Source organism: Haloarcula sp. DT43 (genome assembly GCF_037078405.1).
Taxonomy (GTDB): domain Archaea; phylum Halobacteriota; class Halobacteria; order Halobacteriales; family Haloarculaceae; genus Haloarcula; species Haloarcula brevis.
Window position 1 is genome coordinate 454,365 of the sequence record NZ_JAYMGZ010000001.1, and the last position, 16,045, is coordinate 470,409.

13 protein-coding genes and 1 tRNA gene are annotated in these 16,045 nt (G+C 66.5%); 10 read left to right on the forward strand and 4 right to left on the reverse strand.

Going from position 1 to position 16,045, the window contains the following annotated elements; genetic code table 11:
- Position 1: 1 nt before the first annotated feature.
- Both VI123_RS02450 and VI123_RS02455 read right to left on the reverse strand, forming a co-directional pair.
- On the reverse strand, positions 2-3,103 hold the full coding sequence (locus VI123_RS02450) for a PAS domain S-box protein (RefSeq protein ID WP_336336482.1): 3,102 nt from the start codon (positions 3,101-3,103) through the stop codon (positions 2-4).
- A gap of 78 nt (positions 3,104-3,181) precedes the next feature.
- Positions 3,182-3,976 carry a DUF5781 family protein gene (locus tag VI123_RS02455; RefSeq protein ID WP_336336483.1) on the reverse strand — a complete coding sequence of 265 codons (795 nt, stop codon included), beginning with the start codon at positions 3,974-3,976 and terminating at the stop codon, positions 3,182-3,184.
- A 203-nt stretch (positions 3,977-4,179) separates the two neighbouring features.
- On the opposite strand from VI123_RS02455, the gene VI123_RS02460 reads away from it, so the two are divergent.
- A complete protein-coding gene (locus VI123_RS02460; protein ID WP_336336484.1) occupies positions 4,180-6,366 on the forward strand; it encodes an elongation factor EF-2 in 2,187 nt (728 codons plus the stop codon).
- Between the two features lie 164 nt (positions 6,367-6,530).
- On the opposite strand, the gene VI123_RS02465 is transcribed toward VI123_RS02460, so the two are convergent.
- Positions 6,531-7,583, reverse strand: coding sequence for a peptidase (locus tag VI123_RS02465; RefSeq protein ID WP_336337367.1), 1,053 nt, complete (start codon positions 7,581-7,583; stop codon positions 6,531-6,533).
- A 146-nt stretch (positions 7,584-7,729) separates the two neighbouring features.
- On the opposite strand from VI123_RS02465, the gene VI123_RS02470 reads away from it, so the two are divergent.
- The 7 genes from VI123_RS02470 to VI123_RS02500 all read left to right on the forward strand — a co-directional run bounded on the left by VI123_RS02470 (position 7,730) and on the right by VI123_RS02500 (position 12,989).
- Positions 7,730-7,951, forward strand: coding sequence for a hypothetical protein (locus VI123_RS02470; protein ID WP_004515429.1), 222 nt, complete (start codon positions 7,730-7,732; stop codon positions 7,949-7,951).
- 83 nt (positions 7,952-8,034) lie between these two features.
- Complete coding sequence (locus VI123_RS02475) at positions 8,035-8,568, forward strand: amino acid-binding protein (RefSeq protein WP_336336485.1); 534 nt, start codon at positions 8,035-8,037, stop codon at positions 8,566-8,568.
- Entirely contained in the window at positions 8,565-9,509 is a 945-nt protein-coding gene (locus VI123_RS02480) for a homoserine dehydrogenase (RefSeq protein WP_336336486.1), read from the forward strand. Before VI123_RS02475 ends, VI123_RS02480 begins: the two co-directional genes overlap by 4 nt.
- Before the next feature lie 222 nt (positions 9,510-9,731).
- Positions 9,732-10,997 carry a translation elongation factor EF-1 subunit alpha gene (gene tuf, locus VI123_RS02485; protein WP_336336487.1) on the forward strand — a complete coding sequence of 422 codons (1,266 nt, stop codon included), beginning with the start codon at positions 9,732-9,734 and terminating at the stop codon, positions 10,995-10,997.
- A gap of 3 nt (positions 10,998-11,000) precedes the next feature.
- Entirely contained in the window at positions 11,001-11,312 is a 312-nt protein-coding gene (gene rpsJ / locus VI123_RS02490; RefSeq protein ID WP_004515425.1) for a 30S ribosomal protein S10, read from the forward strand.
- A gap of 140 nt (positions 11,313-11,452) precedes the next feature.
- Positions 11,453-11,524: transfer RNA gene (locus VI123_RS02495), tRNA-Ala, on the forward strand.
- A gap of 658 nt (positions 11,525-12,182) precedes the next feature.
- Positions 12,183-12,989, forward strand: coding sequence for a hypothetical protein (locus tag VI123_RS02500; protein ID WP_336336488.1), 807 nt, complete (start codon positions 12,183-12,185; stop codon positions 12,987-12,989).
- Between the two features lie 252 nt (positions 12,990-13,241).
- Here VI123_RS02500 and engB read toward each other — a convergent pair whose 3' ends face one another.
- Entirely contained in the window at positions 13,242-13,859 is a 618-nt protein-coding gene (gene engB, locus VI123_RS02505; protein ID WP_336336489.1) for a GTP-binding protein EngB, read from the reverse strand.
- 132 nt (positions 13,860-13,991) lie between these two features.
- Between engB and VI123_RS02510 the strand changes: the two genes are divergently transcribed.
- Both VI123_RS02510 and VI123_RS02515 read left to right on the forward strand, forming a co-directional pair.
- The gene (locus VI123_RS02510) at positions 13,992-15,272 is read left to right on the forward strand and encodes a TIGR00341 family protein (protein WP_336336490.1); all 1,281 of its coding nucleotides are present in this window, start codon (positions 13,992-13,994) and stop codon (positions 15,270-15,272) included.
- A 61-nt stretch (positions 15,273-15,333) separates the two neighbouring features.
- Positions 15,334-16,044 carry an SIMPL domain-containing protein gene (locus VI123_RS02515; protein WP_336336491.1) on the forward strand — a complete coding sequence of 237 codons (711 nt, stop codon included), beginning with the start codon at positions 15,334-15,336 and terminating at the stop codon, positions 16,042-16,044.
- The last annotated feature ends 1 nt before the right edge of the window (position 16,045 follow it).

Genomic DNA, 16,045 nt, shown 5'->3' on the forward strand with positions numbered 1-16,045 from the left:
GTTACCGCTCCACGACGTCGACGCCGGTGACCTCGAACCGCGCACCGCCGTCGCGCCCCTCCTCGGCGGTCACGGTCCAGCCGTGGGCGTCGGCGATTTCCGCGACAATCCAGAGCCCGAACCCGGTGCCGTCGTCGGACGTGGAGTAGCCGGTCTCGAACACGCGCGAGCGGTCCGCCTCGTCGATGCCGTCGCCGTCGTCTTCGACGTAGAACCCGTCGTCGAAGTCACCGACGGTCACGGTCACGCCGTCGCCGCCGTGTTCCACGGCGTTGCTGAACAGGTTTTCGAGCAGCCGCTCCACCCGGATTCTGTCGGCGCGAACGACGGCGTCGGTCTCGACGACGAGGTCGGCGGTCTCGGCCCCGACGTTGTGCCAGCACCGGTCGGCCGTGTCGCCGAGCGGGACGACACCGGCGTCGACCGCCGACTGGCTCTCACGTGCGCCCGCCAGCAGGTCGTCGATGAGCGTCCGCATCCGTTCGAGCGCGTCGCTGGCGCTGTCGAGGTGCTCGCTGGCCCGCTCCTGTCGGGCCAGTTCGATTCGCCCCTCGGCGACGGACAGGGGGTTCCGGAGGTCGTGGCTGACGATGCTCGTGAACTCCTCTAAGCGCTCGTTCGTGGCTTCGAGCTCCCGCTCACGGCGCTTGCGCTCGGTGATGTCGCGGTCGATGCCGACGGCCCGGGCCGGCGACCCGTCGCCGCCGGACTCGACGCGGCCTTTCGCCACCATCCAGCGGACCTCGCCGTCACGGACGATTCGGAACTCCGCCTCGTAGGTCCCGGTCTCGACCGCCGACTCGATTCGGGCCGTCACCTCCGACTGGTCTTCGGAGTGGACGAGGGGCAAAAACTCGTCCAGCGTCTCGATGTCGGTGCCGTACAGCGTCTCGGAGCTGGGGTAGTACGACAGCTCGCCGGACTCGAACTCACGGTCCCAGACGACCGCGTTGGTGGTCTCGAGCGCCATCTCCATCCGCTCGCGCGTCTCCTCCAGTTCCCGCTCCCGGAGCTTCCGGTCGGTGATGTCCTGGATAGAGCCCCGGAGCGCGACCACCTCGCCGCCCTCGGTGATTGGCTCACACAGCGCCCGGACCCACCGACAGTCGTCGTCGTCGCCGATGCGCACCTCCATGTCGTAGCCCTCGGCCGTCGCTATCGCCCGCTGGAACTCCGTCGTGACCGTCTCCCTGTCGTCGGGGTGGTACAGGTCGACGATGGACTCGACGCTCAGCTCCGCCCCCGGCGGCAGGTCGTGTATCCGGTAGAACTCGCATGTCGCGGTTAGCTCCGGGGGCTCGACCGTCACGTCGACCTCCCAGCCGCCGACGTTCGCGGTCCGCTGGGCCTGGTCGAGGAGTTCCTTCGTCCGCGTCAGTTCCTGCTCGCGGCGCTTGCGTTCGGTGATGTCCCGCCCGATGCCGGCGAGCATCGGGTTTCCGTCGGGGTCTTCGACGCGGGTCGCCGTGAACTCGTGGGGGAGCCGCTCCCCCGACTTCGTGATGAACGGCGCTTCCACCCGGGCGGTGCCGTCCTCGAACACCGATTCGATGGCGGCCGCGATGCGGTCCTGGTAGTCCGCGGGGAAGAACTCGCTCCCGTGGGTCCCGGCCACCTCCGCGGCCGAGTAGCCGGTCACGTCCAGGAGGCTCTCGTTCCAGCGCCGGAAACAGCCGTCGCTGTCGAGGACGTAGAACACGTCGTCGATTGCGTCCAGCATGTCGTCGGTGTACTGCTTGTACCGTTCGAGGCGCTGCTCGCGTTGCTGGCGTTCGAGTTCGTAGCCCACCCACTGTGCCGCGAGGTGGACGAACGTCTTCTCGTCCTCGGTGAAGGGGGCCTCGCGGGGCGACCGGTCGACGAAACAGAGCGTGCCCGCGTGACCGCCACGGACCCGGACCTCGCCACTGATGTACGTCTCGTACTCCCAGCGCTCGTATGCCGGGTCGCCCTCCCACCCCTCTTCGGACGCGTTCGCGACCGCCATGACGGCCCCCGTGTCGACGTTCTTCCGGCAGTACGACTCCGACAGCGGCGTGACGGTCCCCGGCTCGAGCCGGTCGTCGGCTCCGCTGGCGTGACGGATGACGAACTCGTCGCGTTCGATATCGTTCGCCGACAGGAACGCGGCGGCGGTCCCCAGCCGTTCCCGCCCCAGGTCCAGAACGGCCTGGACCTTCTCCTCGAAGGACGCGTCGGCGTCGGCGCTAATCTCGTAGAGGGTCCGGAGCGTCTGGTTGTGCTCCGCGAGCTGGTCCTTGGTGGCTTCGAGTTCGCGCTGGCGCTTCCGCCGCTCGGTCACGTCGCGGGCGAACCCGGCCATGCGGACCATCTCGCCATCGTCGTTCGTGACGGGTTCGCCCTGTATCCACACCCAGCGCTGGTACTCCTCCTCGGCGTTGACGCGACACTCGACGTCGGCCGACTCGCCGCGCATGAGCCGCCGCAGCGCGTCTTTTATCATCTCTCGGTCCTCGGGGTGGACGCCGTGCAGGAAGTCACAGGGGTCCTCCCGGAGGTCGGCCACCGACCGCCCCCAGATGTCCTCGTAGGCGGAGTTGATGACGAGCAGTTCGTTCAGGTCCGCCGTGAATTCCCAGAGGATGTCGTTGGTCGCCTCCGTGAGTTCGCGGACGCGGCGCTCGGACTCGGCGGCCTGTCGCCGCGCGCGGTACTCCGAGACCGCGTTCTCGATGCGATTCGCCAGGAGTTCGTACACCTCGGCCCCGAAGGACTTCTGCAGGTAGTCGGTCACCCCCATCGAGATGGCCTCGCTGGCTACCTCCTCGCTGCCCTTGCCGGTGAACAGGATGAACGGCAGGTCCGGGTTCGTCTCCCGAATCGCGCCGAGCAGTTCGACGCCGGTCATCCTCGGCATGTCGTAGTCCGAGACCACGGCGTCGAACTCCGCCTCGTCGAGCCTGTCGAGCCCGCGGCGCGCGCTGGTTGCGGTTTCGACGGTGATGCGGTCGTCCGCGGCCTCCAGGGAGTCCGCCGCGACGGCCACGAAGTCCGGGTCGTCGTCGACGTGTAACACCCGAATCCGGTCGCCGACGGCGGCCGTCTCGGTGTCGAGATGTCGACCGCGAAGGGCCTCGCTCATAGTCACTCGGTTCACAAGTCACTGCAAAAACACTTCTGTTGGTGACGCGTCGCCACGAGCGAGCCGGCGGTCGAGGTGTCAGTCTGCCGCCCGGCCGCCGCCCCCGGCGTACGCGCGGGTCACGTCCACCAGCGCCTTCCGGAACTCGGACTCGTCCGGCTCGGGCGACAGCGAGGCGAAGTGGCGCTTGAACTCCGCGAGGTCGACCGACTCCGCGTCCTGGGCCGCCGCGTGGGCGAGGTCGTACAGCCGGTGGTCCGGCCCGACCAGGTCGTGGCGCTCACACAGCGCCAGCGCGAACGCCGCGTTGACGGCCGTGATGTCGGGGTCCGCAGCGGGCGTCAGCCGTGCGGGGGGCTTGCCGGGCCGCCGCGTCCGCGTCGGCGAGTCGGCCCGGTCTATCGAGGGCGGGTCGCCGGGCCGGTCCGCGACGGCGGCCGCGAGGCTGGCCTCCAGGAACGGCACCAGTTTGTCGCCGGGCACCACCGGCATCCAGATGTCGTCGGCGTAGACGTCTTTCATGTGGTTCGCTATCTGGTAGCAGTGCGTGAGCTTCCGCTGTTCGACCGAGTGGCCCGCCAGCGCGAGGTAGATGGCCTCCCGCGTCGACTGGGTGTGTGAGGGGTGCTCGCGCTCGTGGTGGTGCATGTGCGCGTACTCGTGGAGGGCCAGTTCGCGGGCCATCGCGCTCGTGGCGGCCTGCCGGGAGATTGTCAGCCGGTGGGCGTCGTCGCTGTGGCTGACCCGCGTCCGCTCGTCGGGGTCTTCGCGGACCCGGACGGTCACCGGTCGCTCTAGGTCGTGTTCCGTCGAGAAGAGGTCCCTCGCTCCGAGAAACGGTTCGGCCGGTCCACCCTGCACGTGCACGTCCATGTGTCTCGTTATCATGGGGTGCATGGCTATTAATCCACGGTTCGGGGCAGTGTTGTCTCGGGGGCCGAATCCGCCGGCGGGCGCTCGGGGCCTCCGCTCGTGCTGATTGCGAGACTATCCCACGCGAACCGCCGGATTTCGAGCGGTCGCGGCCGTAGTGAAACACTATCCTTTTGACCCTGCTGTTGATAGAAAGCTGTATAATGGGCCGACGTAAGAAAATCGTCCAGGAATGTGAGACACTGATGGACGACCCGGAGCACATCCGGAACATCGCCATCGCTGCTCACGTCGATCACGGAAAGACGACACTGACGGACAATCTGCTGGCCGGTGCCGGCATGATTTCCGACGACACCGCCGGCGAACAGCTGGCGATGGACACCGAGGAAGACGAACAGGAACGCGGTATCACCATCGACGCGGCCAACGTCTCGATGACCCACGAGTACGAGGACCAGAACCACCTCATCAACCTCATCGACACCCCCGGCCACGTCGACTTCGGTGGCGACGTGACCCGCGCGATGCGTGCCGTCGACGGCGCGCTGGTGGTCGTCGACGCCGTCGAGGGCGCGATGCCCCAGACCGAGACGGTGCTCCGGCAGGCCCTGCGCGAGGGCGTCAAGCCGACGCTGTTCATCAACAAGGTCGACCGCCTCATCTCCGAGCTCCAGGAGGGGCCCGAGGAGATGCAGGAGCGCCTGCTCGCGGTCATCCAGGACGTCAACGACCTCATCCGCGGCATGACCGAAGAGATGGACGACATCGAGGACTGGACGGTCTCCGTCGAGGAAGGGACCGTCGGCTTCGGCTCCGCGCTGTACAAGTGGGGCGTCTCGATGCCGTCGATGCAGCGGACCGGCATGGACTTCGGCGAAATCATGGAGCTCGAACGCAACGACAAGCGCCAGGAACTCCACGAGCGCACGCCGCTGTCCGACGTGGTTCTGGACATGGTGTGTGAACACTTCCCGAACCCCGTCGACGCTCAGCCCCGCCGTGTCCCGCGTATCTGGCGTGGCGACGCCGAGTCCGAACTCGCAGAGGACATGCGGCTGGTCAACGAGGACGGCGAAGTCGTCCTGATGGTCACCGACATCGGCGTTGACCCCCACGCCGGCGAGATCGCCGCCGGCCGTGTCTTCTCCGGCACGCTGGAGAAGGGTCAGGAGCTGTACGTCTCCGGGACCGCTGGCAAGAACCGCATCCAGAGCGTCGGCATCTACATGGGTGGCGAGCGCGAGGAAGTCGACCGCGTCCCCGCCGGCAACATCGCCGCCGTCACGGGCCTCAAGGACGCCATCGCCGGCTCTACCGTTTCCAGCGTCGAGATGACTCCCTTCGAGTCCATCGAGCACATCTCGGAGCCGGTCATCACGAAGTCCGTCGAGGCACAGAACATGGACGACCTGCCGAAGCTCATCGAGACGCTCCAGCAGGTCGCCAAGGAAGACCCGACCATCCAGGTCGAAATCAACGAGGACACCGGCGAGCACCTCATCTCCGGCCAGGGCGAACTGCACCTGGAAGTCATCGGCCAGCGCATCGAGCGCAACCAGGGCATCCCGATAAACACCGGTGAGCCCATCGTCGTCTACCGCGAGGCCCCACAGAGCGAGAGCCGCGAGGTCGAGGGCATCTCGCCGAACCGCCACAACCGCTTCTACATCTCCGTCGAGCCGCTTGGCGACGACATCGTCGAGACCATCAAGATGGGCGAGGCGTCGATGGACATGCCCGAACTGGAGCGCCGTGAAGCGCTGCAGGAGGCCGGCATGGACAAGGACGACTCCCAGAACATCGAGCACATCCACGGGACCAACATCCTCCTCGACGAGACGAAGGGGATTCAGCACCTCAACGAGACGATGGAGCTCGTCATCGAGGGCCTCGAAGAGGCGCTTGACGACGGGCCGCTCGCCTCCGAGCCGGTCCAGGGCTCCCTGCTGCGCCTCCACGACGCCCGTCTCCACGAGGACGCCATCCACCGCGGTCCGGCTCAGGTCATCCCCGCGGTGCGTGAGGCCGTCCACAACGCGCTCATCGACGCACGCATCAAGCTCCTGGAGCCGATTCAGGAGGTCCGCATCGACGTGCCCAACGACCACATGGGTGCCGCGAGCGGCGAGATTCAGGGCCGCCGTGGCCGCGTCGACGACATGTACCAGGAAGGCGACCTGATGGTCGTCGAGGGCGTCGCGCCCGTCGACGAGATGATCGGCTTCTCCTCCGACATCCGCTCGGCCACCGAGGGCCGCGCCTCCTGGAACACCGAGAACGCCGGCTTCCAGGTTCTCGCCGACAACCTCCAGCCCGACAAGATCAGCGAGATTCGCGAGCGTAAGGGCATGAAGCAGGAACTCAACCCGGCCATCGACTACTTCTAGACCACCTTTTTCCGGTTCGGGTGAGCGCACAGCGCTCACCACTCACCGCAAAAACGTGGGCGAAAAAGGCGCGAATCGCGAGGCGATTCGCGGGAAACCGCGCGCCGGCGGCGCGCGGTACGCTCGTCGTCCCGTTCTGCTCTCGTTCCGCTACAGCAACGGTTTTACTCCGCCGCTTGCTCCCGCAATCGGTCGATTCGGTTCCCCAGCGGCGGCGACTTCGAGAACGGGTTGGCGAACCGTCGCCGGGACGGCTCCATGTCGTGGACGGCGGCGTACCGTTCGAGTGCGTCGGCGACGGCATCCGGGCCGACGCGGTCGGCCGCGTGGTCGTCGGCCGCGCGGACGCCCCGTCGGGCGACCCACAGGCTTCCCACGACGAGGCCGAGGCTCACGCCGACGAGGGGCCACAGCGGGCCGACATCGGCCAGTGCCACGAACAGCGGGACCAGCGTGAGGAGCAGGCCCCCGACGACCCGGGCGAGCACCCGGGCGTCCTGGCGGCCGGCCTGGACCGCGAGCAGGGCCGTCGCCGTCTCGTCGTCGAACGCGTCGAGGAACGTGCTCGTCACGAACAGACGACGGTAGCCCGGGACCCCGCGGACGGTCGTGTCCGCCATCTCCTCCCGGTCGGTGTCGAGAATCCGAACGTCCCGGACCGTCAGTCCCGCCCGCTCCCGGAGGCGATTCAGCGTCGCTCCGGTCGACTCGTCCGGTCTCCGCACGGACCGAACGACCGGGATAATCCAGGGGGCCGCGGCCTGCACGGCGACGACGAGCACGGCGACGGCGGCCAGCAGGACGACCGACGGCAGTCCGGTTTCGAGCGGTGCGATGACGACCGTCGCGAAAACCGATAGCCCGAGGACGTACCGCCCCATCCGGGCGAGCGCCCGGCCGGTCGAGAGCTCGATGTCCCGGACGCTGCGGACGCCCCGAACCGTCGGCGCGTACGCAGCCAGTCCGACAGCGCCCGCGACGAGCAGTTCGATGAACGTCGCCAGCAGCGTGCCGACCGTTCCTGTCCCTCCGCCGGCCACTGCGTAGCCGAACCCGAGCAGTCGAAAGACGGCGTACGACAGCAGGGCGAACGGGAGCAGGACCCCGAGGTACAGCTGCCGATACCTGGCGACGGGGTTCGAGAGTCGCTGTACGATTGCGCTGCCGAGCGCGCCGAGGGAGAGGCCGATGACGGCGAGGACGACGACGAGGAACACTGCCGTACCGACCGCTATCGGAGGGGACTGGAGGGCGTACACGCATGACATGCTTCGCCGTTGCGCAAAAAACGTAGCGCTCCGCCGGCAGTCCCTGTCACGTCGGGACCCCACGCTTAGGTCGCCCGGCACCGAACGGGCAGGGTATGAGCGACCGCTTGCATCAGATTGTGGACCTCCTCGTGGCCGCCGTCATCGCCGGCACGTCGACGTTCATCTGGAGTTTCGTCCTGCCGACGGGGCTGGCGCTGACGCTCGCGGGGATGTTCGCGGCGATGTACTACTTCTCGCGCAACCCCTGGGGGTCGACCCGCGGCGAGGCGTACAACGAGTGGATCGACGACCTGTACGACCGCTTTCTGCCATAGACGCGACCAAACGGACGGTTTCTTATAGGTGCCCCTGCTGAGTCACCCACAATGAGCCGAGATACCCAGGAGGTGAGCGGGCGATGAGCGACTCGACCGACGAGGTACGGTCCTACACAGTTCGGCTGGAACTGGTCGACGAACCGGGCGAACTGCTGCGGGCGCTCGAACCCATCGCCGACAACGGCGGGAACCTCCTCTCTATCTTCCACGAGCGGGGGAACGTGACCCCGCGGGGCCACATCCCCGTGGAGGTCGACCTGGAGGCGACCCCCGAGCGGTTCGACGGCATCGTCGACGCACTCCGGGACGCCGGCATCAACGTCATCCAGGCCGGGGCCGAGCAGTACAGCGAGGCGCTGACGGTCATCCTCACCGGCCACCTCGTCAACACTGACCTCTCCGATACGCTCTCGCGGATTCACGAGTCCACTGACGCCACCGTGACCGACCTCTCGCTGTCGGCACCGGCGGGGACCGACGACACCTCCAGCGCACGTATCCGACTGGCGACCGAGGAGGGCGCGGTCGACGAGACGATGCGTTCGGTCCGCACCGTCGCCGACGAGAAGTCGCTACAGGTCATCGAGCCACTCGCTGCTGGGGGTGAGGCATGAGACTCGCTGTCGTCGGGGCCGGCGCGGTCGGGTCCAGCGTCGTCGAACTCGCGGGCGACCACGGCCACTCGGTCACCGCGTTCGCCGACTCCAGCAGCGCCGTCGTCGACGCCGACGGCATCGACGCCGCCGAGGCGCTCGACCGGAAGCGGACCGACGGCGTCGTCGGCAGCGGCGCGCCCGAGGACGCGCTGGCCGCCGAGTACGACGTCCTCGTCGAGGCGACGCCGACGACGCTGGGTGACGCCGAACCCGGCTTCGGCCACGTCCGGGCCGCGCTCGAACGGGACCGCCACGCCGTGCTGGCGAACAAGGGCCCGGTCGCCGAACGCTACGCCGACGTTCGGGCGCTGGAGCGGGACAGCGAGGGGACCGTGCTGTTCGAGGCCACCGTCGGCGGCGCGATGCCGGTGCTCTCGACTATCGCCGACTTCGACCCGAGCCACATCACCGCCGTCCGTGGGGTGCTCAACGGCACCGCGAACTTCATCCTCTCGCGGATGGCGACCGAGGGGCTCGACTACGAGCACGTCCTCGCGGAGGCCCAGGACCTCGGGGTCGCCGAGGCCGACCCGACGTTCGACGTGGACGGCACCGACGCCGCGCTGAAAGGCGTCATCATCGCGAACGTCCTGTCCGACGACGGGACGGAGTACACCCTCGACGACGCCGAGGTCGAGGGGATTCAGGAGATATCCGGCAGCGCCCTCGAACTCGCGCGGGCCGACGGCCGGACCGTCCGGCTCATCGCCGAAGTGGTCGGCGGGTCGGTCCGCGTCGGCCCCCGGCTCGTCCCGGACAACGCGCCGCTGGCCGTCTCCGGGACCCGGAACATCGCCCAGCTGGAGACCGAACACGCCGGCCAGCTCAACATCTCCGGGCGCGGCGCGGGCGGCCCGGAGACGGCAAGCGCAGTCCTCGCCGACGTCGGCCGGCTGTAACGGGTCGCGCCCGGCGCACCGCTCTTTTTCCGCACTCGCCTCGGCAGTTTGGGCCCCTACAGCGTGAGTGCCAGACACCACGCTATCCGGTACCATATTACCATGGCATGGAGTGCCGAATCGCAAGAAAGCGACGGCCTGACGCTTACACGCTTTCGAAATCGTTTTATGAACCACCAGCTAATAAACCCGATACAGCGCCTCTGCGCGTGAGAGATAACAATGAGCGACGAACAACACCAGAACCTGGCCATCATCGGCCACGTCGACCACGGGAAGAGCACGCTCGTCGGCCGACTCCTGTACGAGACAGGGTCGGTACCGGAGCACGTCATCGAACAGCACAAGGAAGAAGCCGAGGAGAAGGGCAAGGGCGGCTTCGAGTTCGCCTACGTCATGGACAACCTCGCCGAAGAGCGTGAGCGCGGTGTCACCATCGACATCGCCCACCAGGAGTTCAGCACCGACGCCTACGACTTCACCATCGTGGACTGTCCTGGTCACCGCGACTTCGTGAAGAACATGATTACCGGCGCGTCCCAGGCTGACAACGCCGTCCTAGTCGTCGCCGCCGACGACGGCGTCCAGCCGCAGACCCAGGAGCACGTGTTCCTGGCCCGCACCCTGGGCATCGGTGAACTCATCGTCGCCGTCAACAAGATGGACCTCGTCGACTACGGCGAGTCCGAGTACAAGCAGGTCGTCGAAGAGGTCAAGGACCTCCTCACGCAGGTCCGCTTCGACTCCGAGAACGCGAAGTTCATCCCCGTCTCCGCCTTCGAGGGCGACAACATCGCCGAAGAGTCCGAGCACACGGGCTGGTACGACGGCGAAATCCTGCTCGAAGCGCTCAACGAACTGCCGGCTCCGGAGCCGCCGACGGACGCGCCGCTCCGACTGCCGATTCAGGACGTCTACACCATCTCCGGCATCGGGACGGTCCCGGTCGGCCGCGTCGAGACCGGTGTCCTCAACACGGGCGACAACGTCAGCTTCCAGCCCTCGGACGTCTCCGGCGAAGTCAAGACCGTCGAGATGCACCACGAGGAAGTCCCGAAGGCCGAGCCCGGTGACAACGTCGGGTTCAACGTCCGCGGCGTCGGCAAGGACGACATCCGACGCGGCGACGTCTGTGGTCCGGCCGACGACCCGCCGTCCGTCGCCGAGACCTTCCAGGCCCAGATCGTCGTGATGCAGCACCCGTCCGTCATCACGGAAGGGTACACCCCGGTCTTCCACGCTCACACGGCACAGGTCGCCTGTACCGTCGAGTCCATCGACAAGAAGATCGACCCGTCCTCCGGCGAGGTCGCCGAGGAGAACCCCGACTTCATCCAGAACGGGGACGCCGCCGTCGTCACGGTCCGACCCCAGAAGCCGCTCAGCATCGAGCCGTCCTCCGAGATTCCGGAGCTGGGCTCGTTCGCTATCCGCGACATGGGTCAGACCATCGCCGCCGGCAAAGTCCTCAGCGTCAACGAGCGATAACGTATGTCCCAGCAGGCACGCGTTCGGCTCGCGGGCACAAGCCCCGAGGACCTCGACGACATCTGCGCCGACGTGCGGGAGATCGCGAACAAGACCGGCGTCGAACTCTCCGGTCCGGTTCCGCTCCCCACCAAGACGCTGGAGGTTCCCACCCGCAAGTCCCCCGACGGTGAGGGGACCGCGACGTGGGAACACTGGGAGATGCGCGTCCACAAGCGGCTCATCGATATCGACGCCGACGAACGGGCACTGCGCCAGCTGATGCGCATCCAGGTTCCCAACGACGTCTCCATCGAGATCGTCCTCGAGGACTGACCCCTCCGGGGGCTGTCGCTTCGCGACAGCGTCGGTGTGTCACCCGTCCGAACCGCTGGCCGGGACAGTGTGAATCGCTATCGAAGGCCGCTCTCACGCGCAGGGTTTTTATAACTCCGCGTTCGAGTGGCAGACCACGCGGGCTCGTAGATCAGTGGCAGATCGCTTCCTTCGCAAGGAAGAGGCCCCGGGTTCAAATCCCGGCGAGTCCATCTGAAATTACCCTTCTTTCGAGGGTCTACGGTTTTCCTGTCTCTCACTCTGAGACGGTAAAGTTCGACTCGCCAGCCCCGGAACTATCACCTCGTCTGTCGAGAGTCCATGACCGTTCGGGAGCCGCCCGCTCACCGTCTGGCAAATCGCGGAATGACCCGGATTCGGTTCCAGTCCGGGATGCTGGCACTGGCTCATGAGACGCTCATCGGCCGACTTGACGGCAACCGCGATTTCGGGGTTGACCCGCATCGGGACCCACTCGAAGCACAGTTTCGGAGCGTTTCGAGTGAAGCCCGGCACTCCAGATGACCATAACAAAGAGAGAACAGTCGGAGTCGGGGTGCTGACGAACGAAGGATGGCCGACAAGGATTCCACAGTTCCCAGTCAGGTAAATTGAACAAATCGAGCACAACCGAATGACCAATAGCCGGCTCAGTCAAGGATCCCAAGGCCACCGTACGCGACATGGTTCGTGGCAGTGACTAATCTGGTAACAATCTATTTCTAGACATGCGCTCCAACTCGTCATATGTGGCTTGGTACCAGAGAACACATTGACGACCGTGCACCACTACGCACCTTGGATAAGACGTTCCCTGACTCATCGGCCTTTCAGAAAGCAGAGCCCCTTACGGTCAAAGTTCGGGGGGTCATGGCGAAGGAAAAACTCGACTTACTGTCTGACAACGACCTGATGGTCGCAACGAAGACGCAGTTCGGTAATGAACCGCCAGTCCAGCGTCTCCACTACTTCGCCCACAACGTCGAACCAGGTTGGGAAGGAGAGTTTTTCCACAGGACGATGCTGTCGGTCCGGGACCTCACCGACTCGTTACTGTCCCTCCGCGTACAGGTGTACGATATCGACGGCATCGACCCGAAGTACATCAAAACTGTCGGGGAACTTGCCCCCAAAGCCGCCGTGATGTTTCCGATCATCTCTCCGTACGCCGCATTGGCTGGACTCGCCGGCCCTCCGCTTGCTGCGCTCGTCAATAACATCGACAATCACGAACCGATCGTCGACGAACGTGTCAACCTTGAGATGGCCGAATCGGGGACCGCCCGGAATCTGTTGCAGCCGGGCTACTTCGTCTGTTTCGACGGTCAGTCGCCGGCCAACCCGCACCTCAGATCCGATCTTCGGGTAACAGACGGGAATGGCGACGTCGTCGACCGGAACTACGCAGTTCTGGAAGTCAGTCGGAACCATCAGCAACGGCGCGAGTTCGAGATCAACTACAAGATCGCCAAACTCCTGGGGGAATTAGGTGGAAAGGGACAGACCACTCGTGATCCGATCCACTACCTCGGTCCGACTCTCGAGGGGTACGACGCCTTCCGGAAACTACAGCGCGTGCAGGAACTGGAGGCGAAAGATGACCTGACAGACGCCGAGGCAAACCTGCTGACCGAACTGAAAGAGATCGAATCGATCAAGCCGTTCCTCACTGACTGACGAGGACATCCCGACGACGGTGAGGCGTTCACTCCTCTCGACGCGTCGCCCTCGTAGACACGCACCACGAAGCCGTGCAAAGGAACTTAGAAACACACCTCAAACCGTCGGAGGCGACGAGTACGGCGAGTCAGACAGTCAGAACTCTCGGCGAGTCCTTCGCAACACGCACGCTCTCTTGCCGTCTGTTTTTAAGGGCACACTCTCTCGGAGAAGCGGTAGTGAGTCGGCTGTCTCCGACCAGGGTCGTGGTCAGAAGAACTGGAACAGGTCGTCGCGCTCGGCCTCGTGGAGGTGGTGCCGAACGGCCTCGTTCAGTGGCTCGATGGAGCCGCGTTTCGCGCTGATGGGGGCGATGGTCTCCTGCCACTGCTGCCACGGCGGGTGCAGTCCGAGCCGGTCACAGAGGTCGTTCAGGCGCTCGTCCCTGTCGTCGACCTTGTCCATCTTGTTGACGGCGACGACCGGTTCGACGCCGACCTCACGGAGAAAGTGGAACATCTCGACGTCGTGTGGAATCTCGTCCGGGCCGGAGTGGCGGTCGATGATGTCGATGACGGACTTGCCGTCGACGACGAGGATGCCGACGAGAATCTTGTCGGCGTTGGCCTCGACGTACTGGACCACGTCGGTCTTGATTTCCTCGCGGACGTCCTCGGGAACGCCTTTCATGAACCCGAAGCCGGGGAGGTCACTGATGACGAAGTCGGCGCTGGCCCAGTCGAAGTGGTTGGGCGAGCGGGTGACGCCGGGTCGCTGGCCCGTATCGAAGGTGTGGCCCGTTATCTCGCGCATCAACGTCGACTTCCCGACGTTGGACCGGCCGACGAGCACCACCTCGGCGTCCCGGTCCGGTCGTGACTCGAACATATCCCCCGTACTCCGCCGCCGGGGAAAAGCGCGTCTGTTTCGCGGGACAGTCCGGCGGAGCGGCTTCGCCGCTCGGCCCTCGGGGCCCGCCGACTAGCCGCTTTTTTATCGCCGCGGGCCCCACCCGGAGCCGTGCGGCTGGTACAGCTACTGATTCCGACCGGGAAGCGCGACGCCGTCCTGGGCGTGTTGGCCGACGAGGGCATCGACTACGTGCTCACGGACGAGACGAGCGGGCGGGAGTACACCGCCGTCGTTACCTTCCCGGTTCCGACGAACGCGCTCGAACCAGTCCTCGAGGAGCTGCGGAGCGTCGGCATCGACGACGACGGCTACACCGTCGTCGTGGACGCGAACACCGTCATCTCCAGCCAGTTCGACGAACTGGAGGAGACCTACGCCGAGGAGGAAGACGAGGACCGCATCGCGCGGGAGGAACTCACCTCGAAGGCGAAGGACCTCGCCCCGTCACTGTCGAACTACGCGCTGATGACCGTCATCAGCGCGATTATCGCGACCGCGGGGCTCCTGCTCGACTCCCCGGCGGTCGTCGTCGGCTCGATGGTCATCGCCCCGCTCATCGGGCCGGCGATGACTGCCAACGTCGGGACCGTCGTCGACGACCACGAGATGTTCGTCCGCGGCGTCAAACTCCAGGCCGTCGGGCTCGGACTCGCCGTCACGAGCGCGACGGCGTTCGCCCTGCTCGTCCGGTACGCCAACGTCATCCCGCCGCTCGCCGACGTGACCGCGGTCGGGCAGATACGCGAGCGGGTCGCCCCCGACTTCCTCTCGCTGGTCGTCGCGCTCGGTGCCGGCGCGGCCGGCGTCGTCAGCCTCACGAGCGGCGTCTCGACGGCGCTGGTCGGCGTCATGATCGCCGTCGCGCTCATCCCGCCGGCGGCGACGGTCGGCATCGGCATCGCCTGGGGCCAGCCGCTCGTCAGCCTCGGCTCCGCCGTGCTCCTGCTCGTGAACGTGCTCTCTATCAACCTCGCGGTGCTGGTCGGGCTCTGGTACCAGGGCTACCGCCCGGAACACTGGTTCCGGGAGAGCGACGCCCGGTCGGCGACGGTCAAACGCATCGGCGTCCTCGCCCTGTCGATACTCGTCCTCTCGGCGTTCCTCGGTGGGGTGACCTTGGACTCCTACCAGCGAGCGGCGACGGAGTCCGACATCCGGGAGGGCATCGAGGGGAACGTCGACCCGCCGGCCCGCGTGTTGTCGGTGGAGGTCGAATCGACGAACACCGCGATTTTCCAGCAGCCCCGCCGCGTCGTCGTCACCGTCGGCCTGCCGCCGGACGCACAGCGGCCGCCGCTGGTCGACCGACTCGACGCCGTGGCCGACGAGGCCGCCGGCCGCGACGTCGTGACCGAGGTCCACTACGTCACCGTCGAACGGAGCGGCTGACGTTCAAAACCGGCTTTGACCCTCCGACGAGCTAAATACCGCCGGGTGCGTTCCGGACGATATGGCATCACGACCACTCGCAATCGCTGGCGTACTGGCACTGCTCGTCGCCGGCGGCGTCGGGTTCGCACTCGCGGACACCGGAGCCGTCGCCCCGTCGACGAACTCGACCGTGAGCGTCAACGCCGACGCGACCGTCGAACGCGCGCCCGACCGTGCGACCGTCACCGTGGCCGCCGTCGGCCGCGGAGAGACGGCCGAGGCGGCGCGTAACAACCTCAGCGGCGACGCAGACGCCATCACGTCCGCGCTGGAAGACGAGGGCGCGAGCGTGACCTCCTCGCGGTTCCAGATACGCCCCGAGTACGAGACGAATCGCGAGGGCCGCGAACAGGTCGGCTACGTGGCGATTCACACCGTCGAGGCCGAGACGAGCGACGTCACGACCGCCGGGGCGCTCATCGACGCCGCGGTCGACGCCGGCGCGGACCGCGTCGAGGGCGTGCGCTACTCGCTGAGCGAGGACACGAGACAGGACGCCCGCGAGGAAGCGCTGACGACCGCCATGGACAACGCCCGGACGGACGCTGAAGTCGTCGCCGCTGCCGAGGGACGGTCCGTGGGCGACGCCGTCACGATTCAGACCAGCAACCACGGCCGCCCCGTCGTGTACGCGGAAGCGATGGCCGCCGACGCCGGCGGGCGGACGACCATCGAACCCGGACAGGTCACCGTCGACGCCTCCGTCAGCGTCACCTACGAGCTAGAGTAGG

Excerpts from the sequence above, each read along its gene's own strand:
- VI123_RS02455 (WP_336336483.1), bottom strand. The coding sequence starts at position 3,976 with ATGGACGTGCACGTGCAGGGTGGACCGGCCGAACCGTTTCTCGGAGCG.
- VI123_RS02475 (WP_336336485.1), top strand. The coding sequence starts at position 8,035 with ATGAGCGACTCGACCGACGAGGTACGGTCCTACACAGTTCGGCTGGAA.
- tuf (WP_336336487.1), top strand. The coding sequence starts at position 9,732 with ATGAGCGACGAACAACACCAGAACCTGGCCATCATCGGCCACGTCGAC.
- VI123_RS02500 (WP_336336488.1), top strand. The coding sequence starts at position 12,183 with ATGGCGAAGGAAAAACTCGACTTACTGTCTGACAACGACCTGATGGTC.
- VI123_RS02450 (WP_336336482.1), bottom strand. The coding sequence starts at position 3,103 with ATGAGCGAGGCCCTTCGCGGTCGACATCTCGACACCGAGACGGCCGCC.
- VI123_RS02460 (WP_336336484.1), top strand. The coding sequence starts at position 4,180 with ATGGGCCGACGTAAGAAAATCGTCCAGGAATGTGAGACACTGATGGAC.
- VI123_RS02470 (WP_004515429.1), top strand. The coding sequence starts at position 7,730 with ATGAGCGACCGCTTGCATCAGATTGTGGACCTCCTCGTGGCCGCCGTC.
- VI123_RS02515 (WP_336336491.1), top strand. The coding sequence starts at position 15,334 with ATGGCATCACGACCACTCGCAATCGCTGGCGTACTGGCACTGCTCGTC.
- engB (WP_336336489.1), bottom strand. The coding sequence starts at position 13,859 with ATGTTCGAGTCACGACCGGACCGGGACGCCGAGGTGGTGCTCGTCGGC.
- rpsJ (WP_004515425.1), top strand. The coding sequence starts at position 11,001 with ATGTCCCAGCAGGCACGCGTTCGGCTCGCGGGCACAAGCCCCGAGGAC.
- VI123_RS02480 (WP_336336486.1), top strand. The coding sequence starts at position 8,565 with ATGAGACTCGCTGTCGTCGGGGCCGGCGCGGTCGGGTCCAGCGTCGTC.